We start from the raw sequence: 24,780 nt of genomic DNA, 5'->3' as shown, positions 1-24,780 counted from the left end.
CCGCAGATACCATGAAGTCAATGTGAACTCATGTTCTTTTTTTACATAAGTGAAGTATTTATGAATTATATAGTATGTAAAAAGCCCGATTCTTTTGCAAGAATCGGACTCTTTAAGCCTTCCGGCATTTAAATACGTGTATATTAGTCTACGATTTCAGCGTTGTCACCGTTTTTCACACCGGCTCCGTTCGCTTCATCTGTATCAATGTGCATATCCAAAGCAAAAGAATCGGACACACGTGCAAGAACATTTTCAAATACAAGGCCACGTTCGCCGCCGACACGTACTTTCAGCAACTGCTTGTCCTTAATGTCCCATTTAGCTGCATCAGATGTATGGAAATGAATATGGCGGGCTGCTACAATCACGCCTTCTTGCAGTTCCACTTCACCAGCTGGTCCTTTTACCGTGATTCCTGGTGTACCATCAATGCTACCAGATTCGCGTACAGGTGCTTTTACACCAATAGCAAAGGAATCAGTGCGAGAGATTTCCAATTGGGAAGCGGGACGAGCAGGTCCCAAAATACGAACCTTATCAAATTGGCCCTTAGAACCAATTACAGCTACCGTTTCATTTGCGGCAAATTGTCCTGGTTGGGACAAAGGTTTAAATTCAGTTAATTGATAGCCTGCTCCGAACAAAATTTCAATATGCTCTTGAGTCAGGTGAATATGACGGGCGGAAACGCCGACAGGTACGATTTTACTCATCGTGTGGTCACTCCTTTTTCTCTATACAATACTTTACACATCCATGCTATTATACTCCTATTTTGCCAAGAAAGAAAAGGAGAGCGCATAAAGTTCCCTTTTTCGCCCCAATCAGCGTTAAATATCCTCCCTATAAAGTCGGATCAAACCGTCGTTTTAGCGAACAGGAGAAAGAAAAGCATGATTTCAGCTACGATGAGATGAGGGGGAACGACAATAAATATATTAAGGATAAACAGGACACAGAGTATTCCAGTCAAGAAAAAAACGACTCTGAGACGAGGTTTAAGATGACTTAATCTGTACTGATGAAATACCAGCAAAGCCGACAAAAAGTAAATAAAAACAGAAGCAAAGGTAAAGCAAAGCACAAAGATATAGTCTACTTGTCCCAAAAACAAGAGCTGAATCGAAGCAGCTAGCATGCTAAGGGAAAGATAAATAAACAAATGACCATAAATAATAGTCTGGCCTGCTGATTGTTTTGATTTATCTACGCGCTTCTCCATATTCTCAAAATATTGCCACCAGATTGCGATGACTAATACAAAAGCCAAAGCAGCAAATACAACAGAAGAAACCGTAAAATGATCGGATTGTAAAACAGAAAGCATACTTATCACAGATTCGCCAAGCAGAATTAAGGTGAACTGTGCAAAGCGTTCTAAAAGATGCTCCGTATGGATTGGTGTGATCACCAACTTTTTACGGCCAATCAAAGGAACGAGGATATCAATAGCTATACCGGTATATAAAATCAAATATCGAACCCAAGAATCAAAGAAGAGGGAGAAACTAGAGATGACTATTCCAATCCAAAAATAGGTACCAAAAAAACGAGCTGTTTCCTGTTTATGAGCCGTTTCTTTGGATGCCGAAAGTAAATATTGAACGACAGTTAAACCTCTTAACCCAATATAGCCAACAAAAAAAGATACATAATACGCATCAAAATCTATATTAAGGCTGGCGGTCATGATCAACACGAAAAACAATTGCAGGATCATAAAAATTCGATGCGTTATACTGTCTTGCCCAAAACGATTGTTGTAGACCGTTTGCCCCACCCAAGCCCACCATATTGGGATAAAAATCATAATAAACTTTTCCATATGTTCCCACGAAATACTACCATGCTCAACATGTAGTAAAACATGAGTGGCCTTAGAGACAGCAGCTACGAACAATAAGTCATAAAAGAGCTCAAGCCAAGTAACCTTCTTTATTAACATTGTGTAATGGAGCCCCCTCTGATATGGCGGTGCAGCATGGTGTCCCGTCAGTCTTGCTCCAACGTCTGCCGTATTTATGCTTATTTTAGCACCATGAAATTCTAAGTTGCTCCAATTATTTCGTAATCCTTCTCACTTTGTCAAGGTATTCGCAGCCAATAATAACTCCTAGTAAATAGCTATTTAAGAAGACATTTTGGAAGGCAAATTCGTTTGCAGGTATTCCAGCGCATGTCCTCCCAGCCATCCCTTGACTAGCTCCTCAGGGTAATGCTTCAGCAGCAGTTCTGCAAAAACCGGATATTTACCCGAGTGCTCCAGCCCTTGCACATGGTGCTCGATACCGTCAAAATCAGACCCAAACATCAAATGCCTTCCCCCGCCTAATGAACAAATATGCTCAATGTGCGGTAGCAGATCCTCAGCGGTTACCGTACCCTGCTCTTTGAGAAACATCGTGACGAAGGTCAAACCAATCCGTCCGTTACGAGCGATCAGTGCACGAATCTGTTCATCCCGTAGATTACGAGGATGAGCACATCTCGCAAAGGCATTCGAATGCGAGGCGATGGGTGGTAGAGCAGCCTCCTCCAACACCTCCCAGAAGCCCTGTACGGACAAATGCGACACATCTAGCAGCAGTCCCAGGTCATTACAGCGATTGACCAAATCACGCCCCTTGCTAGTCAGCCCGCCTCCTCTATGTTCCATAATGCCGTCAGCCGCCCAGTTCGCATAATTCCATGTCAGCCCAATCAATCGTATTCCCATTGCATAGCACAATTCTGCATAAAACGGGCTCCCTTCCAGCGCATCTACCCCCTCCAGTGAGAGCAAAGCCCAAGGTGCCCATGTATGATCCGTCCCCTTACCATCCACATACGTTAACTTTTCCGTGCGCTTCTCTTCTCCTACCTGTTTTACTTGCTCCATCTGATGCACACACATTGCCAAGTCTTCCTTCCACAGCAATGGTCTCAACCCACCTGAGATAGAGGTAACATGCTGCCTGAACAGTTCAATTTGACGAACCACATGCTCAAATCTTGGCATGCCCAATACCTGTGAAATATATATAGCAAACGTTTGCAACTGCACGTTACCTTCTAGCAAACGTTCTTTTGTGACATCAAGCGATGGATGACTGAAATCGATCTGCGCATCCAGCTGCATTTTACATAACACATCACAATGAAAGTCTACAACAGGCCAATTCACTTTTAGCTTATCATTCATGCATCTTACCTCCATTTATAGATTGAAGCACTACAAATTTATTTTAAAAAACCATAGTAACAGACTCACAATGCAAAAAAGCCCGTTTACAAATCGTAAACAGGCTCAGGCAACTTACATTTATTATCTTGGTTCTACAATCAATTTGATCGCAGTCCGATCTTCTCCATCAATAACAATGTCTGTAAAAGCAGGAATACAAATCAAATCCACTCCGCTTGGTGCGACAAATCCCCGGGCAATGGCTACCGCTTTAATGGCTTGGTTTAGTGCACCCGCTCCAATCGCCTGTAATTCTGCATTTCCGCGTTCACGCAGTACTCCTGCGAGTGCGCCTGCAACTGAATTGGGATTGGATTTTGCTGATACTTTTAATACATCCATAGTAAGTACCTCCCCTGGGAATGATGATGGTTTGATTCCACTATTAGATGTTATTCGAGGGTCAGCAAATAATTCCTGCTTTTTGGTGACAGTTTTCCTTATTCTTTCCTTAAGTAGCTCACAAAAAAGTTAATCCATCCGCCATTCATCTTCTTTAAGTCTGATTTTCTGAATTTTGCGGGCTTTTCCATCACTGTCATTCAGTTCTACGCTGATGGCATGAAAGTGCCATTTGCCCATGTCCACTTGAAAACGTACCGGAAGCTGGGTCTGGAATTTCTGTAACACAGCCTCTTTCTGCATCCCAAGCACTCCCTCATAAGGACCTACCATTCCCGCATCTGTCTGATACGCAGTTCCTTGTGGCAAAATCGTATCGTCATTACTCTGTACATGTGTGTGCGTACCTACCACGATTGAAGCACGTCCATCCAAATGCCAACCCATAGCGATTTTTTCCGAGGTTGCTTCGGCGTGAAAATCAACTAGGATATGCTTATGTTTTTTCCGTAGTTCATCGACAATTTCATCTGCTGCACGGAATGGACAGTCAATAGCTGGCAAAAAGGTTCTACCTTGCAGATTAACAATAGCCAGCTCTTTACCTCCACCTTTTACAACGGTATACCCCCGGCCTGGTGTTCCTGGTGGAAAGTTAGCCGGGCGGATGATCCGTGGCTCATCATCTATAAAATCAAATATTTCCTTATTGTCCCAAGTATGATTTCCCATCGTAATCCCATGAACGCCCCAATCAAAAAATTCTCTGGCGATGGCTGGGGTAATTCCTCTTCCCGAAGCCGCATTTTCTCCGTTCACGATAATAACATGCGGGTTGTATTTTGATTTTAGCGAAGGGAGATTCTCCCTCAATGCCTTTCTGCCTACACTGCCGACGATGTCTCCAATAAATAATACGTTGATAGAAAGCCCTCCCTAGTCTGCCTTACATAATGAAAAGTGGCCCTACAAGCAGCGGCCACTTTTCATTGAAATGCTTTTATTTTGCGTATTCTACCGCACGGGTCTCGCGTATGACGGTAACCTTGATATGTCCCGGGTAGTCCAGTTCATTCTCAATCGTTTTCGTAATATCGCGGGCCAGTCGGAATGCTTCCGCATCATCAATTTTCTCTGGCTGTACCATGACACGAACTTCGCGTCCGGCTTGAATCGCGTATGATTTTTCAACGCCTTCAAAAGATTCGGAGATGCGTTCCAGCTTCTCAAGACGACGGATGTACGTCTCTAGCGTTTCACGCCGCGCTCCCGGTCTTGCTGCTGACAGGGCATCTGCCGCCCCAACCAGCATGGCGATCACAGAAGTCGCTTCGCAGTCGCCGTGATGTGAAGCAATGCTGTTGATGACGACCGGGTGTTCCTTGTACTTCTTCGCCAGTTCCACGCCAATTTCAACGTGCGATCCTTCCACTTCGTGATCCAGCGCCTTCCCGATGTCATGCAGCAATCCTGCCCGTCTTGCCAGTACAACGTCTTCGCCCAGTTCCCCGGCCATCAGACCTGTCAAGTATGCAACTTCCATCGAGTGCTTCAATACGTTCTGTCCGTAACTCGTACGGAACTTGAGACGTCCCAAGATCTTGATCAAATCCGGATGCAAGCTATGCACGCCCACCTCAAAGGTGGCCTGCTCACCATACTCACGGATTCGTTCGTCCACCTCTTTACGGGATTTTTCCACCATCTCTTCAATACGAGCCGGATGTATCCGTCCGTCCGCTACGAGCTTTTCAAGCGCAGTACGCGCAATCTCTCTACGAATCGGATCAAATCCGGACAAAATAACAGCTTCCGGCGTATCATCAATAATGAGGTCGATTCCTGTAAGGGTTTCAAGTGCACGGATATTACGGCCTTCGCGCCCGATAATCCGGCCTTTCATTTCTTCGTTCGGCAATGTGACAACAGAAACCGTCGTTTCTGCTACATGATCTGCCGCACAGCGTTGGATGGCCAGTGTGATGATTTCACGAGACTTTTTGTCCGCTTCTTCTTTGGCCTGCTGTTCAATTTCTTTAATCATCTGAGCTGTTTCATGACGAACTTCCTGCTCTACGTTGGTCAGAATAATACTTCTTGCATCCTCCATCGTCAGATTGGAAATACGTTCCAACTCAGTTACCTGACTCTTGTAAATCAAATCAATTTGCTGCTGGGTTTCATCGATTCGTTTCTCTTTGTTGGCCACTTGTTCTTCTTTGCGTTCCAGCGATTCCAATTTTTTATCCAGCGATTCTTCTTTTTGCAGCAATCTTCGTTCCTGTCGTTGAATTTCATTGCGACGTTCACGAGTTTCTTTTTCAGCTTCGGCACGAATGCGGTGGATTTCATCTTTCGCTTCCAATACCGTTTCCTTCTTCAGCGCTTCTGCCTCTTTTTTCGCGTTCTCCACGATTTGCGCGGCAGCTTCTTCCGCACTGGAGATCTTAGCTTCTGCAATAGATTTGCGAATAAAATAACCAATCCCGAACCCAAAGAATAACGCGGCTACAGCAACGAGAACGAACCAGATCGCAGTCATCATACTGTTCACCTCCCCGTTGGTTCCTCCAAGGCATTCCTTGGGACTTTTTGCAATTGTCACATTTACTTTGATCGTCAAACTAAGACAACGACACAAGGTCGTTTCATTTCATATGCACATGCTTTCACATGTACAATTCCGCCTGGCATAGCGGCATCACTTGTTATTTGGCGATGAGAACTCACCCGTGGATTCCGCTTTTTTGGAAGGAAAAAGGGCGTTCCACAAGTATCGTTTCATATATATTTTATTATTTGACAAATGGCATTGTCAAGGGAATGCAAACATTAGTAGACTACCATGCAGCTTTCCCTGTAATAACTAGCTCATCCTATCCGTTCATACTAGCCAAAGGTTCAGCAGCCGTTTGGCAACTATTCCTCCCACTGCAACAATTCCTCGTCATCTGAAGCAACGTCATGCTCGGCCGCAGTGAGATGATTGACCACTCGGCGTGTCATATCCCCCGAATATCCGCGTCTCATGAGAAAAGGGTAGGTTTTCCTTTTTTTCTCCATTATATCACCACGTATCTGATTCCATTTCTTACGTCCGACCGTCAAAGCGCTCTCCCACTCCTCATTATCGGTGATCTCACCTAACGCTTCGCCAATAGAGGCTTTAGAGATGCCCTTCTGACGAAGTTCTTGCCTAACCCACATCTTACCCTTACGTTGGCTAGTTATGCGCTGCCTTGCCCATTGGCGGGCGTATAAATCATCATCTACGAGTTGTTCCCTTTGCAGTCGAACCATTACTTCGTCAATAACAGACTGATCCAGTTCTTTTTGTAACAAACGTTGGGCAATTTCCTGACGTGTGCGAGGCTTTCGCCCCAAATAGCGAAGCGCAAGTACATAAGCCTGTTGCTTTTCATCTGCCAGAACGATATCTTCCAGTTCTTTTTTATCAAATGACGTTCCTTTGAACATATTGTACTTGATCATTACATCTTCTAATACAGACAGCGAATACGGACCAAAATGAATGATATACCTTCCACGTTTGCGTCCCTGTCCCTGCTCTACCCTAGTAATCATCAATTCCTCATGATCCGGAAAAAGAGAAATCCCTTGTTGCTTATTTGCTTCCGAAGTGTATTCATCTTCATCGTCCAACTGCAATATATTTCCCTCACTTTGAAATTCACGAAAGCAGCCTTTGAACACCTGCTACGCAAAGTTAGATTCCGCTGACAAAGCAGATTTTAGTTGATGCAAAAATGCCCTGCACAACTGTGCAGGGCATCAGAATCATGCTATTCAAACGGACGGTGCCATAACCCTGGCCCCAGTTCACAAACCAGGATTCACCAAGCTTTATTCAAGCTCCAACAATTCCTGTTCTTCCTTCGCTTGCTGTGCCAACTCTTCTTCTGTAGGCGGAGCAACCGTCGTAATCAAATTGCTGGCCACCCGAATTTTTTGTTCGATCGTACTAGCAATATTCGGATTTTCCTTCAAAAATTGTTTAGCATTCTCACGTCCCTGACCAAGGCGCTCACCTTCGTAGGAATACCAGGCTCCGCTCTTGTCGACAATGTCATGCTCCGTACCGATATCGATCAAGCTACCTTCTTTGGAAATACCCTCACCGTACATAATATCCACCTCAGCCTGACGGAAAGGAGGGGCAACTTTGTTCTTCACGACTTTAATACGTGTGCGGTTACCCACAATGTCGTTACCCATTTTCAAACTTTCAATACGACGAACATCCAAACGTACCGTAGAGTAAAACTTCAAGGCACGTCCACCTGGTGTTGTTTCAGGGTTACCGAACATAACACCTACTTTTTCACGTAGCTGGTTAATAAAAATAGCAATGGTTTTCGACTTATTAATAGCTCCAGAAAGCTTACGCAATGCCTGAGACATCAAACGTGCTTGAAGACCAACGTGGGAATCTCCCATTTCGCCTTCAATCTCTGCCTTGGGCACAAGTGCCGCTACGGAGTCAACAACTACAATGTCTACTGCTCCACTACGTACAAGGGCTTCGGCAATCTCAAGCGCCTGCTCTCCTGTATCTGGTTGCGATAGTAACAACTCATCAATATTGACACCCAGCTTGCTTGCATACGACGGATCAAGCGCATGCTCGGCGTCGATAAAGGCGGCTTGTCCGCCTGTTTTTTGCACCTCTGCGATAGCGTGAAGAGCTACTGTCGTTTTACCGGATGATTCCGGTCCGTATATTTCAATAACCCGGCCTCTTGGAAAGCCGCCCGTTCCTAACGCAATATCCAAAGCAATCGAACCACTGGGGATCGTTTCCACTTGCATATGGGTAGACTCACCCAACTTCATAATGGAACCTTTACCAAATTGCTTTTCTATTTGACGGAGCGCCATATCCAGCGCAGCACGACGATCTGACAATAAACTCACATCCTTCATTGTTTGTACTTTAATAATACCTTGTTTTGACACGCTTGCCAAGCATTTTTTCGAACATACATTCGTTTTTTTTATTCGTACAACTCTCTTCTATAATTACACCTGTCTCTTAAAACAAAAAAAGAACCGCTGGCAAAAGGCTTTGCAACGGTTCTTCCGATAAGATGATTATACCATGAATATCTATCTAAAACAACTCTACGAGTCACACTGTACATAGATGTTTAAGAGAGTTTCTCGTTCTCTACCAGCCTGCGCCACAATCTGTACAGGATTGCTTTAACTGATCGCAGTCGGATTGTTTCACGGTTGCCACTCAGTCTCAGTTCATGTACTTCCGTTTCCTTGTCGCGTTCAGCAATGCCAATATACACTAGACCGACTGGCTTCCGTTCGGAATACCCAGGCCCAGCTACACCAGTAACTGAAAGTCCAAAATCGCTATCCATGATCATTCTCGCCTGCTCTGCAAGCACAAGGGCTACTTCCTTACTCACTGCGCCTGGCGCATGGTCCCCTTCCAAATAATCATAAGGCACGTTGAGTAACTTCATCTTCATTTCATTGGAATAGCACACGATGCCACCTTGAAACATAGCAGCACTGCCAGGTATAGAAGTAATCTGTTCCATCAGCATTCCACCTGTACAGCTTTCTGCCGCACTCACCGTGAGTTCGCGTTTGGCCATTAGATCTACGATAACCTTCTCCAGCGCAACATCCTCGCTTGCATACATATACTCCGAAAGACGCTGCTGAATTTCTACTTCCGTAGCTGTCAGCTTAATTAATGCTTCACTTTCGCTGGCCGCCTTGGTGGATATACGGATCGTGACTTCCCCTTCCTTGGCATAAGGGGCAATCGTGGGATCTGTCTGGGATTGGATTAGATCTAACAAATGGGTTTCAAGAGCTGACTCACCGATCCCTGCAAATTTTAGCATTTTCGAATAAATTGGCATTTCCTCACCGCTCAATGCCTGCTGAAGCAACCAAGGTTTCGCCTGGTTTGCAAACATGGGTTTGAGTTCCTTAGGCGGTCCAGGCAAAACTACATAAAATTTACCGTCCTGTGCAATCGCGTCGCCCACAGCTAGCCCTGTCTCATTTTCAAGCGGAGTAGCACCTTCAATAGAAAGCGCCTGCCGGCGGTTATTCTCGGTCATTTCTACCCCACGGTTACGGAAAAATTGATCTAGCTTGTCCATTGCAAGACGATCTATGTGCAATTTCCGCCCCAATACAGCCGCTATCGCCTCTTTCGTCAAATCATCCTGAGTCGGCCCCAGACCGCCGGAAAACAAAATAATATCCGCACGCTTCTGAGCAATTCTTATCGCTTCCTGAAGCCGATTTATGTTATCGCCAACCACAGTCTGAAAATATACATCGATTCCAATTGTAGCCAGCTCTTGTGACAAATATTGAGCATTTGTATTCACTATTTGTCCGAGCAATAACTCTGTTCCTACTGCAATTATTTCAGCTTTCATCAATTCTTCCTCCTGTACTGCGAATATTATGGGAATTATATAAAGAAACAGCAATAAGTTTAGTCCCTATTGCTGTTTCCATAAAATTTATCCTGTTAAACTTTGGAGGAGCTCAGCAAATGGATATTTTTCACGAAATAATCAATACCCGAATAAATGGTGATCAACACTGCTGCCCATATCGCTATTAAATCAAACGGTATACCAAGAAAAACAAACGGGAAATTATTAATGAGCAGCGCTACAATAGCAACGATCTGGATGATCGTCTTTAATTTGCCCCAATTGCTTGCAGCAACCACAGACCCATCCAGTAAGGCAATCTGACGCAGCCCCGTAACCGCAAACTCACGGCTAACAATCACAACGACAATCCATGAATCAATTTTCCCCATTTCTACCAAGGAAACCAAAATAGCGGTTACCAAAAGCTTATCAGCAAGGGGGTCCAACAGCTTGCCCAAATTGGTGACCATATTATTTTTACGTGCCAAATATCCGTCAAGACCATCCGTGCTGGCTGCTACAAGGAAAATGATAGCCGCAATCAGCTGATTATACGGCAGCTTGAAAGCTCCGATCTCAATCGGCGGCGGATAAAAATCAAAGTCCACCAGCAAAGCCAGCATCATCACCGGGATAAGGCAAATCCGCGTTATTGTAATTCTGTTGGGTAAATTCACAACACACTCTCCCCTGATTATCGTACTTGATTACAAATGGCAGTTTTCGGATTAAATTCAATCCTATGTAAATCGCTTTCGACGAGCGCTATACACCTGAATTGTCTGCATTTTCGTTACAAGTATAATATGGCGCAAAACGCATGTCAAAATAACCTGCCGCACATCAAGCAACGTTTTTTCCTACAAAATATATGAGGGAAAACGGCTTTATTTCATGTTTGTAAATTGAAGCTCCAATGGCAAATCAGCTTTACGTAGCAATTGAATGATCGCCTGTAAATCATCCCTGTTTTTTCCGGTCACTCGGATTTGATCACCTTGAATCTGACTTTTGACTTTTAGCTTGGAGTCCCGAATAAGAATATTAATTTTCTTGGCATTATCCTGATCAATTCCCTGCTTAAGCGAAAGACGCTGACGCACTGAACCTAGAGAAGCGGGTTCCAATTTGCCATACTCCACATTTTTAAGGGACAGACCTCGTTTGGCCATTTTAGATTGCAAAATATCAATCACCGCATTCAGCTTGTACTCGTCTTCCGATGCAATCGTAAGAGCTTCTTTCTCAAGCTTGAGGCTACTTTTGCTATCCTTGAAATCAAATCGTGTTTCAATTTCACGCTCCGTCTGATGAACCGCATTAGTTAACTCCTGCATATCCATTTTGGAGACGATATCAAATGAATTTTCTGAAGCCATCGTTTCACTTCCCTTTCCACAACAAAGTTCAATATCTAATTATAGGCTAGTCATTTACAAAAATCCAATAATCCGTTGACTAAAAAGGCGTTCTTGCCAGTTTTCCTGACAAAAACGCCTTTATTTCAATTACGGTCAAAATATCTAATTATGGCTTCGTGTTGGAGTTCGGAACATATCCAAAAGTCCAAGCACAATGTGAGCAAGACCAAAGCCCAGTATGCCATAGCCCCATGCATTCGGTGTCAGATAATAGCCCAGTAAACTGACAATGATACCGAGCCCAGTCACAATCCAGCTGACGGTCATAACGTATACACCTCACTTTGCGGAAAATGAAATGACTGCCTTTCCAGGAATTACAGTCATTAGTATTTCCTCGCACCAAGGCGTTTATTCACCATCAGTAGTTGTAGAATCTGTACCACTTTGTGTTGAATCCGTACTGCTACCTGTCAAAGAATCTGCAGGTGAGCCCGTTACCCCTGCACTCGTTCCGGTCGTGGAAGCTTCTCCTTGCTGTATCAGTACACGTGTAGTCGATTTATTATCTGTTATCGGTTGACCTGCTACGGAAATATCTGTGGCAGAAGACCGTCCTGATTTGATATATAAACCTTCTGGACCAATATCGAAAGACATGGCATCTCCACTTTTAGTCATACCATAACTCAGCTTTTCTCCACGGGAATTTTCTCCCTTGTACACTTCAAGCCAGCTTTCGCCCGTCGCTTTAATATCAACCTTGACCGCTGCTCCCGTTGCACTGGAAACTTTGAAAATCGTCGTCTTGCCTTGCTTGCCGTCCTGTGCCACAGTTACACCTTGTTGTGGCGTAGTCGTATCCGGCTGCTGTCCAGTATCTGGAGTAGTAGCACCCGTACTCCCCGTACCATCTGGCTGAGTTTGGCCGGTTTGCCCCGCATCAGGAGTCTGCCCACCAGCACCATTTGGAGCCGTCGTTTGACCGTTGTTCGGCTGTGTCGTAGTGGTATCAGGAGTAGACGTGCTTGGCGTTGTACTTGGCGTTGTACTTGGTGTTGTACTTGGTGTTGTACTTGGTGTTGTAATCGGCGTTGTGTTTTCTGCTGTTTTTGGAGTTGAATGGTTGTTGCTCACCCAATAAGCATAAATAACCCCAACAATGAGAACTAGAAAAAGCCACATTAACGCTGTAGGCAACCATTTAAGATTACCAATTGTGGCGGGACGGCTGGAGCGTTTCTGTGTAACAGGCTCCATGACTGCTTCCGGCTCAGGTTCAGGCACATTGCTTTGATGCCCTTCCAGAATCTCATCGGGGTTCAACCCGACCGTTTCAGCGTATGTTTTAATAAAAGCTCTGACATAAAAGCTTCCCGGCAGCACTTTGTAATCGCCCGTCTCAATGGCTTCCAGATAACGTTTGCGTATCTTCGTCATTTCCTGAACATCGTCAAGGCTCAATCCTTTTTGCAGCCGGGCCTCCTTTAATTGCTGACCCAGTTCTAACATGTCATCATCTCCTTGTATAATTACGCTTATTTAAAGATCTTCTGTATAACTGGCTGTAAAGGTATCATAAATAATTTCCTCAGCCGGATTATTGCGAAGTTCAATAATGATATTGAAATCGTCAAAGCTGTATCCTGATTCACGTACAAATACATCAGGATGCTCAATCACTTTAGTACTTGGCATGCTCATGATTTCCTGAAGCAGGTGATAATGTCTTTCATTTGACCGAATTGTACTCACAATACCATCAATAATAAACACATTGTTTGGGTTCATTTCTTCTTCAGAGAGCTGACTGCGCACCGTCTGTCGTAGTAACGTTGAAGACACAAAAGTCCAACGCTTCATTGCGCATACACTACTGGCAATAATGGATTCCGTTTTGCCCACACGCGGCATCCCGCGAAGACCGATCACCTGATTGCCGTCCCTCTTTAATACTTCACCCAAAAAATCGACCAGCAACCCAAGCTCATCGCGTGTAAAGCGAAATGTTTTACGATCATCTGAATCCCGATCGATGTAACGGCCGTGTCTTACTGCCAATATATCAACCAGTCTCGGAGCACGTAAGGCCGTGACTGTAATGTTGCTCGCTTTTTTTAACGTGTCTCCGAGAATGCGTATTTTCTCGTCATCGTCCGTTTCAAGCAACATCCCCCGTCTTTCGCCTTCAACACCGTTGATTGTCAGTATATTAACCCCCAGAATACCAAGCATGGAAGCAATGTCTCCCAGCAGTCCGGGTCGATTTTTATGTATCTTGTACTCCATGTACCACTGTTTCGTTTCTTCCGTCACGTTAGCACCTCATTCACATTCAAACCGTCAACAACTCCAAATCAAAGCATTATTGTATCATAAAATAACATCTTTCGACAAAACCAATTATTGAAATTCAATAGGCTACATTGTGTTGTAAGCCTCAATCACGTTTATGATATATAAATTACAATGGAATTACAAGAACAGCTCTGTAACCATTACAGAAAAGCCCCCAAAAGGGAGCTTTTCATGTTGGTTCCTACTTATGCGTTGCTCTTAGCCAATTTAACCATTAGCCGGGCGATGGTGTGACGCTCGTCCTCATCGGCAACTCCCCACAGTTCTTTCAGTGCGCGGTTGGAGTGGTTGGCTGGATCGACCTTCTCATCCAGAAAATCACCGATTTCATAAGCAAGCTCTGAAATGGTATCTTGGCTGATTCCCAGCTTCTCCGCTTGCTCTACACGCTGACCAAGGAACTTTTTCCAAACATCAAAATTCTGAACAACTGTTGACATACTTAAATCCTCCTTAGATGATTCAGATTTAAAATCAACAGTTATAATATGCTCTTCTCAGACGCTTACTATACTGGTGGATTCCTCCAAGCGCTATCCCTTAAGTCACCCATCCTCCATTAGGACTTATGACCTGGCCATTAATATAACCTGACTCAGGAAGCGCAAGAAAATAAACCAGGGACGATATTTCATCAGGTCGAGCCAAACGTCCGGCAGGAATTTCTTCTTCCAAACTGGTAATTTCGCCTTTATCCAAATGATCCAGCATCGACGTATCCACTGCACCTGGAGCTACAGCATTCACTGTCACCCCGGAAGGTGCTACCTCTTGAGCCAGCGCTTTAGTGAAAGCGTTAATGCCTCCCTTGGTGGTGGAATACAACACCTCGCACGATGCGCCACATATCCCCCACACGGAGGAAACATTCACAATGCGGCCATAGCGTTGGGAAATCATATGTGGCATAAAAACCTGCGTGCACAGAAAGGTTCCCTTAACATTGACGGCCATCACTTCGTCCCATTCCTCTTCCGAAACATCTGTCAACAGCCCATAATGAGATAATCCGGCGTTGTTCACAAGAATATCCGGCTTCATCCCGTGATTATCCAGCTTTTCCCGCATGCGTTCGATCTGCTCCTTGCTCCGCAGATCCGCTGACACGGTCATTACCTTGCCTGAATAAGCCATGCAACGACGGGCAACTTCATTTGCTTTTTCATGGGACTTCATGTAGTGAATGACAACATTCATCCCTACAGCTGCAAAACGCTCAGCAATAGCCGCACCAATTCCGCCACTGGCTCCTGTAATCAGCACCGTTGTATCGCCAATTGCTTTTAATTCTCCGCCCTCGGTGGTCATCGTTTCCCTCTCCCTGGACATTACGGACTCACCACTAGTGATATTGCGAGTTGATCCCACTGGATATGGTCTTTTAGACGGCGATTTACATCCTCGAGCGTGATACTTTCATAAATAGGGAGCAGTTGGAAAAAATCGCCGCCCCGGAAGCGATGTCTTGTAAATTCATGTGCAATATTTTCTGGTGAATTGAGTGTACGCAGATAACCACCGATTTTCTTTTTGCGTGCCCGTTCAAAATGTTCTGCTGCAAAGCCCTGCTTCTGAATGGACTCCACCTCTTCACGTATTCTCGCCAACAGCCGATCCGGGTCTTTGGTATCCCCGCCGATTGCAGAGAATGCATATTGCTGCGTACTATTGTACTCATGACCAAAACTGTCCGAAATCAGATCCTCATCGTAGAGCTTTTGATATAGTTGTGTACTGGAACCAAACAGGAGATCAAGCATCAGCTTGGTTTCCAGATCATGACGAAGTAATTCTTCACCCGTTAGGCCTACTTCAGCCTCCTTGAATCCAAACAGTAGCTTTGGCAGAGAAACGGCCAGCTTCACCTCACGACGTGGTTCTGCAACTGTAGTGGGTTCATCGTCGAAAATCCGCTCAATCTCTCCCTGCGGCTTATAGTCCTTTTTGGCCTGATTGTTACGTACCAGCTCTATTACTTCAGCTGGATCCACTCCGCCCACTACAAAAAGAATCATATTGCTTGGGTGGTAGAAAGCTTCATAGCAACTGTACAGCGTTTCTTTTGTAATCGTACTGATGGATTGAACAGTACCTGCGATATCAATATGCACCGGATGAACCTTGTACAACGCCTCGATCAGACCAAAGTAACTCCGCCAATCAGGGTTATCTTCATACATATTAATTTCCTGGCCAATAATGCCTTTTTCCTTTTCTACATTTTCATCTGTAAAGTAAGGATGCTGCACAAAATTGACCAGCGTGGTCAAATTTTCTTGAATACGCTCGGTTGCCGAAAACAGATATACTGTTTGATCAAAGCTGGTAAATGCGTTCGCCGATGCCCCATTAGAAGAGAAGGTAGCAAAAATATCGCCTTCAGGCTCTTCAAACATTTTATGCTCCAAAAAATGGGCTATGCCATCCGGCACCTTTACGGGCTGTTGACCTTCTACGCGGAAATGATTATCAACTGAGCCGTATTTAGTTGCAAATGTGGCGTATGTCTTCTGAAAACCCGGTTTGGGCAACACATAAACGTGTAAACCGTTATCCATTACTTCATAGTACAGCGTTTCCTGCAAATGCTCGTAAGGTATATGCTCCACCGCTATTCCCCCTTCTGGTCTCTCAAGAAATAAATAGTGTCCAGTCGGAACGTCCGGGCGGCATCCTGAACATCCTGCACCTTGACTGCCTCCACCTGACTCAGCAGCTCATCTACTGTCCGTTCTTTACCGGAAAGCTGTCTGTTAAAATCATAGGCGATCATTTCAAAAGCGGAATCCTGCATCTCCTTTAGCAAGTTGCGAATCATCGCCTGCGTTTGGGTCATTTCCAGCTCAGTAATCGCTCCGTTTTGCGTATCTTCCAGTTGCTTGCGGATAATAGTAACCGCTTTTTCATAATTAGGAATTTCAATACCAGATTGAATCGTACCAATACCTTTATGCCCGTCATACCGTGATGAAGCGTAATACGCCAAACTTTCCTTCTCCCTCACATTAACGAACAACTTTGAATGCGGATACCCGCCCAAAATGCCATTGTACATCAGAGCGGAAGCATAGCGATCGTCTCCATACGTAATAGGGGTGCGCAACCCCATGTTGAGCTTGCCCTGGTTCACATCAAGACGCTCTACAACGGTTTGAACATCACGCTCTACCGACTTGGGCTGTTCAGGAACATACCCTGTTTCCGCTGAACGATTCAATTGAAAATAGCGATCAACAAACTTCTCAACTTCTTCTAGCGTCGTATCTCCCACAACGTATAAATCCATGCTGGCATGATCCAGCCATTCTCCATAAGCCTTATACAAGCTCTGTGCATCTATACTGTCCAGATCAGATCGTTGACCAAGAGGGTGCAGACGATAAGGCTCATCCTTGCACATTTCCTCCATACAGCGCTCACCAGCATAACGTATTTTATCGTTAACTATAGATTCCAGCTTCTTACGCACATTTTCTCGTTCCTGCTGGACGTATCCCGTTTGAAATGCACCATTTTCCAATGCAGGCTTCGTTAGCACTTCTCCGAGAAAAGAAAACGAACGATCCAGTAAACTATCTGGACTATTTACAAAGCTGTCATTAATCGTATCCATGCGAAATTGCACGATCTGATAATCTCCACGTTTATACACATCGAAACCGAAACCCGCGCCATACAATTGCTCTAACTGTTCTCTGAATTGTGTAGTCTGCGGATACGATTCTGTACCCCGTCGCAGAACGAAAGGTACCAGCCCCACTCGAGTTACGGTGTCCTCCCGTAGCGGAGTGCCTACATACAATGATATAGCAAACGTCTTAAAGCGCTTGGTCGGCAGTACATGAATCCTCAGTTGTCTGCGTGTGCCACGCTCGAAACCTGTTTTGTTCAAGTCCAAAACTCCTTTGTGACGTCAATTTGCGTCTAGCCTTTGATTAGCAAAGCATTAGTTGCTGTGAATCTTCCTCCTGTAAAGAGGTAAAGTGTACCAATCTTTATTCTAACCATGCAAAAGCCAAGAAGCAACCGGAGACAAGCTCCCGGCTGCTTCGGCGTTTTACATGCAAAAAATATGTTCCCCGATGGTTTTCACCTGCGGACGGGACCAAATCCATTTAGAGGTGGCTGTTTTTGGGTTAAAATAATAGAGACATCCTCCGCTTGGATCCCAGCCGTTCAGGGCTTGGCGTACCGCCTTTTGTGCATTCTCATTCGGTGTGAGCCAGATTTGACCGTCTGCTACTGCTGTGAAAGCTCCTGGTTGAAAAATCACTCCAGATGGTGAGTTGGGAAAGCTAGGTGACTTGACCCTGTTCAAAATAACAGCCGCGACGGCAACTTGTCCTTCAAACGGCTCGCCGCGGGATTCACCGTAGACCGCGTTGGCCATAATTTTAAGATCGTTTTCAGATAGTCCCATGGTGTTGGCCGATCCCATCGTTTCATCATTTTGATCCGCTTTATCGTTATTGTCTGCTGTCTGTCCCTGAGCGGAACCTTGATTGTTACGATGCATAGGAGTTTCCGTTGGCTTCCAGTTAGGAGTAGCATTCACCAGCTTTAATTTCGTCTTTGCTCCGACCACTCCATCAGGACGGATGCCAAATTCCTTTTGAAAACCCTTGACAGCTTTTAGTGTACTGCTGCCAAAATGGCTGTCCACTTTCCCGCCAAAAAAGCCCAGCAACTTCAAACGTGATTGCAACTCATATACATCCTGACCGTAAGATCCAAAATCAACCGCTCCCGAGCTGAATGTCGGCTGGGAAGGTTGCGCCGCTTGTACTTTCTGCTGTGTGCTCAGCGGCTCTGCTTGCTGCTGTGCAGAGTCACTTTTAAAAAGTCCTGTGTACGTAATAGCCGAGGCTGCGAGGATACCCGTGCAAATCCAGACCATTGTCTTTTTCATATGCTGCGCTCTACCTTTCTTTTGTGGGATTAACAGGATGGCTACGTTTATTATGACAAGCTCCGCTTAAAGCTATTCACCCTTTTAATCTTCTTTCAGCAGGTAGTCGCCACACCTCAAAAAACATCACAAAAAAACGCTGTTTGTGCACTTGGAGTTGTCATATTAGAACAACCACCATGCGAACAAACAGCGTTTTAATGTAGTGCTGGATAGAGATCATGCTTAGGAACTTACTTTATTTTGCTGATATTGCTCCATTGAGATAAGGACCTCACGGGGCTTGCTGCCCTCGTAAGGGCCGATGACTCCGCGAGCTTCCATGGAGTCAATCAGTCGAGCAGCACGTGTATAACCGATCCGCATACGGCGCTGAAGGAGCGAAACGGAAGCTTGTTTAGCCTCTAAAATGATGTTGACCGCCTGATCGTACAGCTCATCCAGCATTTCATCTGCATCAGCCGATACTTCTTCCACCTCCGGCACTAGCGTTTCATCATACTGCGCTTCACCCTGTTCACGTACGTAGCTAACAATATTTTCGACTTCTTGATCGCTCATGAATGCTCCCTGAACGCGGACTGGTTTGGAAGCACCCATTGGCATGAACAGCATATCACCACGTCCGAGTAGCTTCTCGGCTCCACCCATGTCCAATATGGTACGGGAGTCTACCTGCGAGGAAACGCCGAAGGCAATACGTGAAGGAATATTGGCTTTAATCACCCCGGTAATTACGTCAACCGAAGGTCTTTGCGTTGCAATGATAAGGTGGATGCCTGCTGCACGCGCCATTTGGGCAAGTCGTGCAATCGCATCCTCCACATCTCCCGCAGCTACCATCATTAAATCTGCCAACTCGTCCACAATAACGACGATGTAAGGCAGAAATGCATCCGGGTTATCTTTCATCAGATTATTATAGCCCTCAATATTACGGGTTCCTGATTTGGAAAATAACTCATATCTTTTTTCCATTTCAACTACAATTTTCTTCAATGCAAGTGAGGCTCGCTTTGGATCAGTCACGACCGGAGCCAACAAATGCGGGATTCCGTTGTACACGTTCAACTCCACCATTTTAGGATCGACCATCAAAAATTTGACCTCATCCGGCTTTGCTTTGTATAAAATACTCGTAATGATCCCATTGATACACACTGATTTACCCGAACCTGTTGCCCCAGCTACAAGCAGATGGGGCATCTTGGCCAAATTACCGACAATCGTCTGTCCTGCGATATCACGTCCGAATGCAATAGATAAATTGGAAGCTGACTCCTGGAAAACGGTTGTCTCCATTACCTCACGCATCGTTACAATGGAAACTTCATTATTCGGAACCTCAATTCCGATAGCAGATTTCCCAGGAATCGGAGCCTCCATACGGATATCTTTGGCAGCAAGCGCAAGCGCAATGTCATCCGTCAGACTCACAATGCGGCTGACCTTTACTCCAATGTCCGGCTGAATTTCATAACGCGTTACGGCAGGGCCACGGACAACCTCCAGCACCTTCGCCCGGACACCGAAGCTTTCCAGCGTTGCCTCCAGCTTGCGTGCCGTTTGCATGTAATCCTTTTGTCCCATACCTTTGCCTGCGTTTTGTGGTTTAGCAAGTAAACGAAATGATGGGAGCTTGTACGGTTTAGGCGGCGGCGGAGCCGGAATAGCTGTATGGTTACCTTCAGCCTCTTCGCCTGCCACCCCAGTTGCAATCGTCTGAGCTTGTCCCTGAGCACCTTCTAATGTCCCCTGGATCGCTGTCGAATCATCCATATCCGTATTTGCATTGGCATCCACAAAGTCATCATCCAGGGATTCGTCAATAATGGAAGTTGTCTGCTCTGCTCCTGTCAGGGACTCTCCAAATTCAGCTTCCGGTCTTCTTTCCTCATGCTTTACTTGTTCGAAGAAATCCCTAATAATCGGCGACCTTTTTACCGGAGTTGCAGCTTCCTGCTCAACATGTTCGACTACGTCAGACATCTCTTCACTCTGGTTGCCGTTTCTCCACTGGGCCTGCGCGTCCTCAGCTTCATATGGAAGATCATGATCATCCTCATCCGTATCGACGGAATGCTCATCCTTGTCCGCTTTATCTGAATTTTTGAGACCAAACAACTGAAAGAAAATCGGCTGTTTGCGTGCAGGAGGCTGCATTTCGTCAAAGTCATCATCCATGTCTTCCTCATAGGCAGGAATGGGCTCAGACTTGATTTTTCTATTTCCACTACCTTTGCTAGATGCTGAAAGCGGAGTAGCTTTACCAGTCCATTTTTTGCGCACGCTTCCCCCGGCTGTCAGCAGCTTGGTTTTTACAATCCGTACCAAATCCACATAGGACAGTTGGGTCATCAGCATGAAACAAATGACGAACATAACAATCATGATCAGTTTAGCTCCCGTGAGACCAAACAGCCATAACAGAACAGTAAGCTGCAATGCGCCTACGTAACCCCCGCTGATATCCTTGTTCAGCATTGAGGTATGACCCTGCTGGTCAGGCGACAGCAACTGCTCACGCATATCTATATGTATCTGGGTCATCACTCCGCCCGGCTGAAGCGCGTTGATCGGCCCCAAACGCTGCTCCATAGATGAAATAGAACTCATAAGTGTAAAGGCAAATACTAACAGGAGCAAACCCGTTTTACGGGAGTTCCACTGGTTCGGCCACTTGCGGTGAATCATCACCATCAGACCATAATAAATGCCAATGAGAGGGATAACAAAATAGAATTTCCCCAGTACGAGCCCAAACATCTTGGATAACGACCGACCAACCGCCGCTTCACCCGACAACGCAATGACCGCTAATGTAATCAGCACAATGCCGTAAATTTCAAATTTTAGAACTCCGCCAAATGCGGCTTTCTTTTTTCTTTTTCTTCTTCTGGACATACAAGGTCACCCCCCAGAAGAATATTATACCACGTCACCCGGTATCCGCACATATGTTCTTTTTCAACAGTAAATGACCTATTTCTATACTACTCGACACCTTCTACGACCACTCGATGACTTGACCTGGTCCATAACGCGGATTCAGGTAGGCTTCCAACGGACAGTCCAACAACCGTACAATGATCCCCCGACGACTTTCAAGCGGCTGTACTTGCATAAGTAGACCGTCTACCCGAACCTCTGCAAACTCCTCAGCCTCTTTCCACATCCCTTGCCATACCATTTCCATTGGCATTACAGTATATAGTGTCATTGTGGTAGCTCCCCGCTAGGCTCCCCTGACAGTGTCTCTGTAGGAGTTCCTGTGGCACTAGGAGAAAAAGGAGCATACGGAGCCTGCTGTTGAATCCCAGCGATCCCGTTTTGCTGACGCCGCGTTTCAATAATGGTGTTCAGCTGTTTTAAAGCCTCTCCGATGCCTCCAACCGCGTCCATCAATCCATACTTCACTGCATCAGCTCCTCCAACCGCTGTACCAATATCGCGGTTTAACTCACCGGTTTTAAACATTAATTCCTTAAACTGCTCTTCTGTAATACGAGAATGAGAAACGACGAAGCGTACAACACGTTCCTGCATTTTTTCCATGTATTCAAAAGTTTGTGGTACTCCAATGACCAGACCGCTCATACGAATGGGATGAATGGTCATCGTCGCACTCTCCGCAATGTAGGAATAAGTGGAAGACACAGCAATAGGCACACCGATGCTATGCCCCCCACCTATGACAATGGTCACCGTTGGTTTACTCATCGATGCGATCATTTCAGCAATAGCCAGTCCTGCCTCTACATCACCACCAACTGTATTCAGCAAAATCATTAATCCTTCGATACGAGGATTTTGTTCTGCCGCTACCAACTGGGGAATAATGTGCTCATATTTTGTCGTTTTGTTTTGAGGCGGCAAAATGAGATGCCCTTCAATTTGACCGATAATCGTCATGCAAAAAATATTGGACTCGCCTCCAGGCATGGAGGTTTGACCCAGTTGCTGCAAAGCCTCCATAGCAGGTAAAGCGGGTCTTTGCCCAATTTCTGGTTGATCTGGCGCTTCGGTTTCCTCATTGCCAGATGTTAGATTGCTGTATTGTTCCATATGGGTGATCTTCCTTTCGCTTTACGCATCTATATGACCCGTATTCACCCTATAGTATGGGATTGAAATGGAATATTTTATACCCACCCCCATGCCTTTCCTCGTCCTGAAAAATCAAAAAAGCCTCTCCTCCCGCGGAAACCGTCCAATATTTCCTGCGGGAAGAGAGGCGACTGTGTGCCTGTGACTTAAGTTTTTAATTCAGGTTTTTGAACAAATTTCAATTGAATCACACTTCCATTATAATTGGCAGGATCATCGGTCTCCGACGAGTTTGCTCATACAAGAAGCGACCTAGTGCATCCTTGACATTTGTCTTGAGGGAAGCCCATTCATTTACATTTTCACTCATGAGCTTATGCAGTGTACTTGAGACAATACGATTCGCTTCATCCAGCAAACCTTCCGATTCACGGACATATACGAAACCTCGGGAAATGATATCTGGTCCCGATTTAATCGTTCCGTCTTGCTTGCTCAGCGTAACAACAACTACCAAAATACCGTCCTGTGACAGCAATTTGCGGTCGCGCAATACGATATTTCCTACATCCCCTACGCCTAGTCCATCGATAAGTACGTTACCTGCTGTAACTTTACCAGCTCTGCGTGCTCCACCATTCTGAATTTCAATGACTTCACCGATATCCGTGATAAAGATATTTTCAGGCTCAATACCTACGCCTTCAGCAAGAAGAGCGTGACGACGTTGCATTCTGAACTCACCATGAATTGGCAAGAAGAACTTTGGTTTCATCAGATTCAGCATCAGCTTGAGTTCTTCCTGGCTTCCGTGTCCAGAAACGTGGATACCTGGATTAGCTGCGCTGTAATATACATTGGCACCCAGACGGAACAGCTCATCAATTGTGCGTCCAACGTATTTTTCATTACCTGGTACTGGAGTAGCTGCGATGATGACTGAATCCCCTGGAAGAATGTCAACCTTTCGATGTGTGGAACGAGCCATTCTTGTCAAAGCTGACATCGGTTCACCCTGACTGCCTGTGCAGAGAATAACTACACGATCCGCTGACATTTTGCCAACTTCTTCAGGTTCAATCAGCATTCCATCTGGAATTTCCAAATAGCCCAAGTCTGAAGCAATACCTACGACATTAACCATGCTTCGACCAATAACTGTTACTTTACGTCCCGTTGCTTCAGCAGCATTAATTACCTGTTGAATACGATGTACGTTAGAAGCAAAAGTGGCTACGACCACACGCTGTCTTGACTTCCGGAAAATGTCTTCCAGGACAATACCAACGCTCTTTTCCGAAGGTGTAAAGCCCGGTTTTTCGGCATTCGTACTGTCTGACAAAAGAGCCAGTACGCCACGTGTGCCAATTTCAGCCATACGCTGCAAATCTGCATATTGTCCGTTCACCGGAGTATGGTCAAATTTGAAGTCACCTGTATGAACAACAGCGCCTTCAGGAGTATCAATACATACACCGACAGAATCTGGAATACTATGGTTGGTTCTGAAGAATGTTGCTTTCAGTGTGGAACCCAGCTTGATTTCAGAATCAGCATTGATCAAAATACGTTTGGTTTCACCAAGCAGATTCGCTTCCTTCAGCTTGTTTTCCACCAATCCCAGCGTCAATTTGGTACCATATACTGGTACATTCAAATGTTTCAACACGTAAGGCAAACCGCCGATATGGTCCTCATGACCATGAGTCAGCACAATGCCTCTTACTTTGTCGCGGTTCTCTGTAAGGTAGGAAATATCAGGAATAACGATATCAATGCCCAGCATGTCCTCTTCCGGGAATTTCAAACCGGAATCCACCACGACAATGTCATTGCCGTATTGAACGACATACATATTTTTCCCGATTTCACCGACGCCGCCCAAAGCGAAAATCATCAATTTATCGTTGTTTGTTTTTTTAGACAAATGAATCTAAACCTCCTATGGTAGTTGGACGTCGTACCTTGATTTGTTTATTTAATTTTCAAAAAAATACCGCACCCAGTCACTTGACCCCATTATACATGATTAAAATACGAAAAAACAAGTCATCCTGTTCGTTACGCTAGGTTTCCCATTGCCGTCTGAAACCA

23 protein-coding genes are annotated in these 24,780 nt (G+C 45.2%); all 23 read right to left on the bottom strand.

All coding sequences use genetic code 11. From position 1 onward, the window contains the following. Positions 1-143: 143 nt before the first annotated feature. On the bottom strand, positions 144-716 hold the full coding sequence (pduL, locus tag AOU00_RS23040) for a phosphate propanoyltransferase (protein ID WP_013309962.1): 573 nt from the start codon (positions 714-716) through the stop codon (positions 144-146). Between the two features lie 143 nt (positions 717-859). Further along, on the bottom strand, positions 860-1,948 hold the full coding sequence (locus tag AOU00_RS23035) for a low temperature requirement protein A (RefSeq protein ID WP_069291744.1): 1,089 nt from the start codon (positions 1,946-1,948) through the stop codon (positions 860-862). Between the two features lie 183 nt (positions 1,949-2,131). Beyond that, complete coding sequence (locus AOU00_RS23030; RefSeq protein WP_069291743.1) at positions 2,132-3,184, bottom strand: dipeptidase; 1,053 nt, start codon at positions 3,182-3,184, stop codon at positions 2,132-2,134. A gap of 123 nt (positions 3,185-3,307) precedes the next feature. Further along, positions 3,308-3,568 (bottom strand): stage V sporulation protein S, encoded by a 261-nt coding sequence (locus tag AOU00_RS23025; RefSeq protein WP_007430104.1) that lies wholly within the window; start codon positions 3,566-3,568, stop codon positions 3,308-3,310. A 129-nt stretch (positions 3,569-3,697) separates the two neighbouring features. Beyond that, on the bottom strand, positions 3,698-4,492 hold the full coding sequence (locus tag AOU00_RS23020; RefSeq protein WP_069291742.1) for a TIGR00282 family metallophosphoesterase: 795 nt from the start codon (positions 4,490-4,492) through the stop codon (positions 3,698-3,700). Between the two features lie 76 nt (positions 4,493-4,568). Continuing rightward, complete coding sequence (gene rny / locus AOU00_RS23015) at positions 4,569-6,113, bottom strand: ribonuclease Y (protein WP_013309958.1); 1,545 nt, start codon at positions 6,111-6,113, stop codon at positions 4,569-4,571. 374 nt (positions 6,114-6,487) lie between these two features. Then, positions 6,488-7,237 (bottom strand): regulatory protein RecX, encoded by a 750-nt coding sequence (locus AOU00_RS23010; protein WP_061829419.1) that lies wholly within the window; start codon positions 7,235-7,237, stop codon positions 6,488-6,490. A gap of 195 nt (positions 7,238-7,432) precedes the next feature. Then, positions 7,433-8,494: a recombinase RecA gene (gene recA / locus AOU00_RS23005; RefSeq protein ID WP_023988239.1), complete on the bottom strand. Its 1,062-nt coding sequence runs from the start codon at positions 8,492-8,494 to the stop codon at positions 7,433-7,435. Between the two features lie 242 nt (positions 8,495-8,736). Further along, entirely contained in the window at positions 8,737-10,005 is a 1,269-nt protein-coding gene (locus AOU00_RS23000; protein WP_069291741.1) for a competence/damage-inducible protein A, read from the bottom strand. 95 nt (positions 10,006-10,100) lie between these two features. After that, positions 10,101-10,688: a CDP-diacylglycerol--glycerol-3-phosphate 3-phosphatidyltransferase gene (gene pgsA / locus AOU00_RS22995; protein ID WP_013309954.1), complete on the bottom strand. Its 588-nt coding sequence runs from the start codon at positions 10,686-10,688 to the stop codon at positions 10,101-10,103. A gap of 210 nt (positions 10,689-10,898) precedes the next feature. Then, positions 10,899-11,390 (bottom strand): YajQ family cyclic di-GMP-binding protein, encoded by a 492-nt coding sequence (locus tag AOU00_RS22990; protein WP_013309953.1) that lies wholly within the window; start codon positions 11,388-11,390, stop codon positions 10,899-10,901. Between the two features lie 144 nt (positions 11,391-11,534). Next, positions 11,535-11,699 carry a hypothetical protein gene (locus AOU00_RS26725; RefSeq protein ID WP_023988236.1) on the bottom strand — a complete coding sequence of 55 codons (165 nt, stop codon included), beginning with the start codon at positions 11,697-11,699 and terminating at the stop codon, positions 11,535-11,537. An 84-nt stretch (positions 11,700-11,783) separates the two neighbouring features. Further along, positions 11,784-12,884 (bottom strand): helix-turn-helix domain-containing protein, encoded by a 1,101-nt coding sequence (locus AOU00_RS22985; protein WP_069291740.1) that lies wholly within the window; start codon positions 12,882-12,884, stop codon positions 11,784-11,786. 30 nt (positions 12,885-12,914) lie between these two features. Beyond that, positions 12,915-13,688, bottom strand: a complete 774-nt coding sequence (locus AOU00_RS22980; protein ID WP_013370747.1) for a DUF3388 domain-containing protein — start codon at positions 13,686-13,688, stop codon at positions 12,915-12,917. 227 nt (positions 13,689-13,915) lie between these two features. Next, positions 13,916-14,170 (bottom strand): DUF3243 domain-containing protein, encoded by a 255-nt coding sequence (locus tag AOU00_RS22975; RefSeq protein ID WP_013309950.1) that lies wholly within the window; start codon positions 14,168-14,170, stop codon positions 13,916-13,918. Positions 14,171-14,270: 100 nt separating this feature from the next. Next, a complete protein-coding gene (gene ymfI / locus AOU00_RS22970) occupies positions 14,271-15,038 on the bottom strand; it encodes an elongation factor P 5-aminopentanone reductase (RefSeq protein ID WP_061829423.1) in 768 nt (255 codons plus the stop codon). 20 nt (positions 15,039-15,058) lie between these two features. Further along, positions 15,059-16,339 carry an EF-P 5-aminopentanol modification-associated protein YfmH gene (gene yfmH / locus AOU00_RS22965; protein WP_061829424.1) on the bottom strand — a complete coding sequence of 427 codons (1,281 nt, stop codon included), beginning with the start codon at positions 16,337-16,339 and terminating at the stop codon, positions 15,059-15,061. 2 nt (positions 16,340-16,341) lie between these two features. Further along, a complete protein-coding gene (gene yfmF, locus AOU00_RS22960; protein WP_061829425.1) occupies positions 16,342-17,622 on the bottom strand; it encodes an EF-P 5-aminopentanol modification-associated protein YfmF in 1,281 nt (426 codons plus the stop codon). Between the two features lie 165 nt (positions 17,623-17,787). Then, positions 17,788-18,639 (bottom strand): spore cortex-lytic enzyme, encoded by an 852-nt coding sequence (gene sleB / locus AOU00_RS22955; protein ID WP_061829426.1) that lies wholly within the window; start codon positions 18,637-18,639, stop codon positions 17,788-17,790. 225 nt (positions 18,640-18,864) lie between these two features. Next, on the bottom strand, positions 18,865-21,543 hold the full coding sequence (locus tag AOU00_RS22950) for an FtsK/SpoIIIE family DNA translocase (protein ID WP_061829427.1): 2,679 nt from the start codon (positions 21,541-21,543) through the stop codon (positions 18,865-18,867). A 103-nt stretch (positions 21,544-21,646) separates the two neighbouring features. After that, the gene (locus AOU00_RS22945) at positions 21,647-21,859 is read right to left on the bottom strand and encodes a YlzJ-like family protein (protein ID WP_061829428.1); all 213 of its coding nucleotides are present in this window, start codon (positions 21,857-21,859) and stop codon (positions 21,647-21,649) included. Next, on the bottom strand, positions 21,856-22,704 hold the full coding sequence (locus tag AOU00_RS22940; RefSeq protein ID WP_061829429.1) for a ClpP family protease: 849 nt from the start codon (positions 22,702-22,704) through the stop codon (positions 21,856-21,858). The genes AOU00_RS22945 and AOU00_RS22940 overlap by 4 nt, the downstream gene beginning before the upstream one ends. A gap of 229 nt (positions 22,705-22,933) precedes the next feature. After that, positions 22,934-24,613: a ribonuclease J gene (locus AOU00_RS22935; protein WP_013309942.1), complete on the bottom strand. Its 1,680-nt coding sequence runs from the start codon at positions 24,611-24,613 to the stop codon at positions 22,934-22,936. Positions 24,614-24,780 lie beyond the last annotated feature (167 nt).

Source organism: Paenibacillus polymyxa, from assembly GCF_001719045.1.
Lineage (GTDB): Bacteria > Bacillota > Bacilli > Paenibacillales > Paenibacillaceae > Paenibacillus > Paenibacillus polymyxa_B.
This window is presented reverse-complemented; position numbering and strand designations above follow the sequence as displayed.

Coding starts and splice junctions, on each gene's coding strand:
- AOU00_RS26725 (WP_023988236.1), bottom strand. CDS start 11,699: ATGACCGTCAGCTGGATTGTGACTGGGCTCGGTATCATTGTCAGTTTA.
- pduL (WP_013309962.1), bottom strand. CDS start 716: ATGAGTAAAATCGTACCTGTCGGCGTTTCCGCCCGTCATATTCACCTG.
- AOU00_RS23030 (WP_069291743.1), bottom strand. CDS start 3,184: ATGAATGATAAGCTAAAAGTGAATTGGCCTGTTGTAGACTTTCATTGT.
- AOU00_RS22940 (WP_061829429.1), bottom strand. CDS start 22,704: ATGGAACAATACAGCAATCTAACATCTGGCAATGAGGAAACCGAAGCG.
- AOU00_RS22945 (WP_061829428.1), bottom strand. CDS start 21,859: ATGACACTATATACTGTAATGCCAATGGAAATGGTATGGCAAGGGATG.
- ymfI (WP_061829423.1), bottom strand. CDS start 15,038: ATGACCACCGAGGGCGGAGAATTAAAAGCAATTGGCGATACAACGGTG.
- rny (WP_013309958.1), bottom strand. CDS start 6,113: ATGATGACTGCGATCTGGTTCGTTCTCGTTGCTGTAGCCGCGTTATTC.
- AOU00_RS22950 (WP_061829427.1), bottom strand. CDS start 21,543: ATGTCCAGAAGAAGAAAAAGAAAAAAGAAAGCCGCATTTGGCGGAGTT.
- AOU00_RS23035 (WP_069291744.1), bottom strand. CDS start 1,948: ATGTTAATAAAGAAGGTTACTTGGCTTGAGCTCTTTTATGACTTATTG.
- AOU00_RS23000 (WP_069291741.1), bottom strand. CDS start 10,005: ATGAAAGCTGAAATAATTGCAGTAGGAACAGAGTTATTGCTCGGACAA.
- sleB (WP_061829426.1), bottom strand. CDS start 18,639: ATGAAAAAGACAATGGTCTGGATTTGCACGGGTATCCTCGCAGCCTCG.
- AOU00_RS22975 (WP_013309950.1), bottom strand. CDS start 14,170: ATGTCAACAGTTGTTCAGAATTTTGATGTTTGGAAAAAGTTCCTTGGT.
- AOU00_RS22985 (WP_069291740.1), bottom strand. CDS start 12,884: ATGTTAGAACTGGGTCAGCAATTAAAGGAGGCCCGGCTGCAAAAAGGA.
- AOU00_RS23025 (WP_007430104.1), bottom strand. CDS start 3,568: ATGGATGTATTAAAAGTATCAGCAAAATCCAATCCCAATTCAGTTGCA.
- AOU00_RS22990 (WP_013309953.1), bottom strand. CDS start 11,390: ATGGCTTCAGAAAATTCATTTGATATCGTCTCCAAAATGGATATGCAG.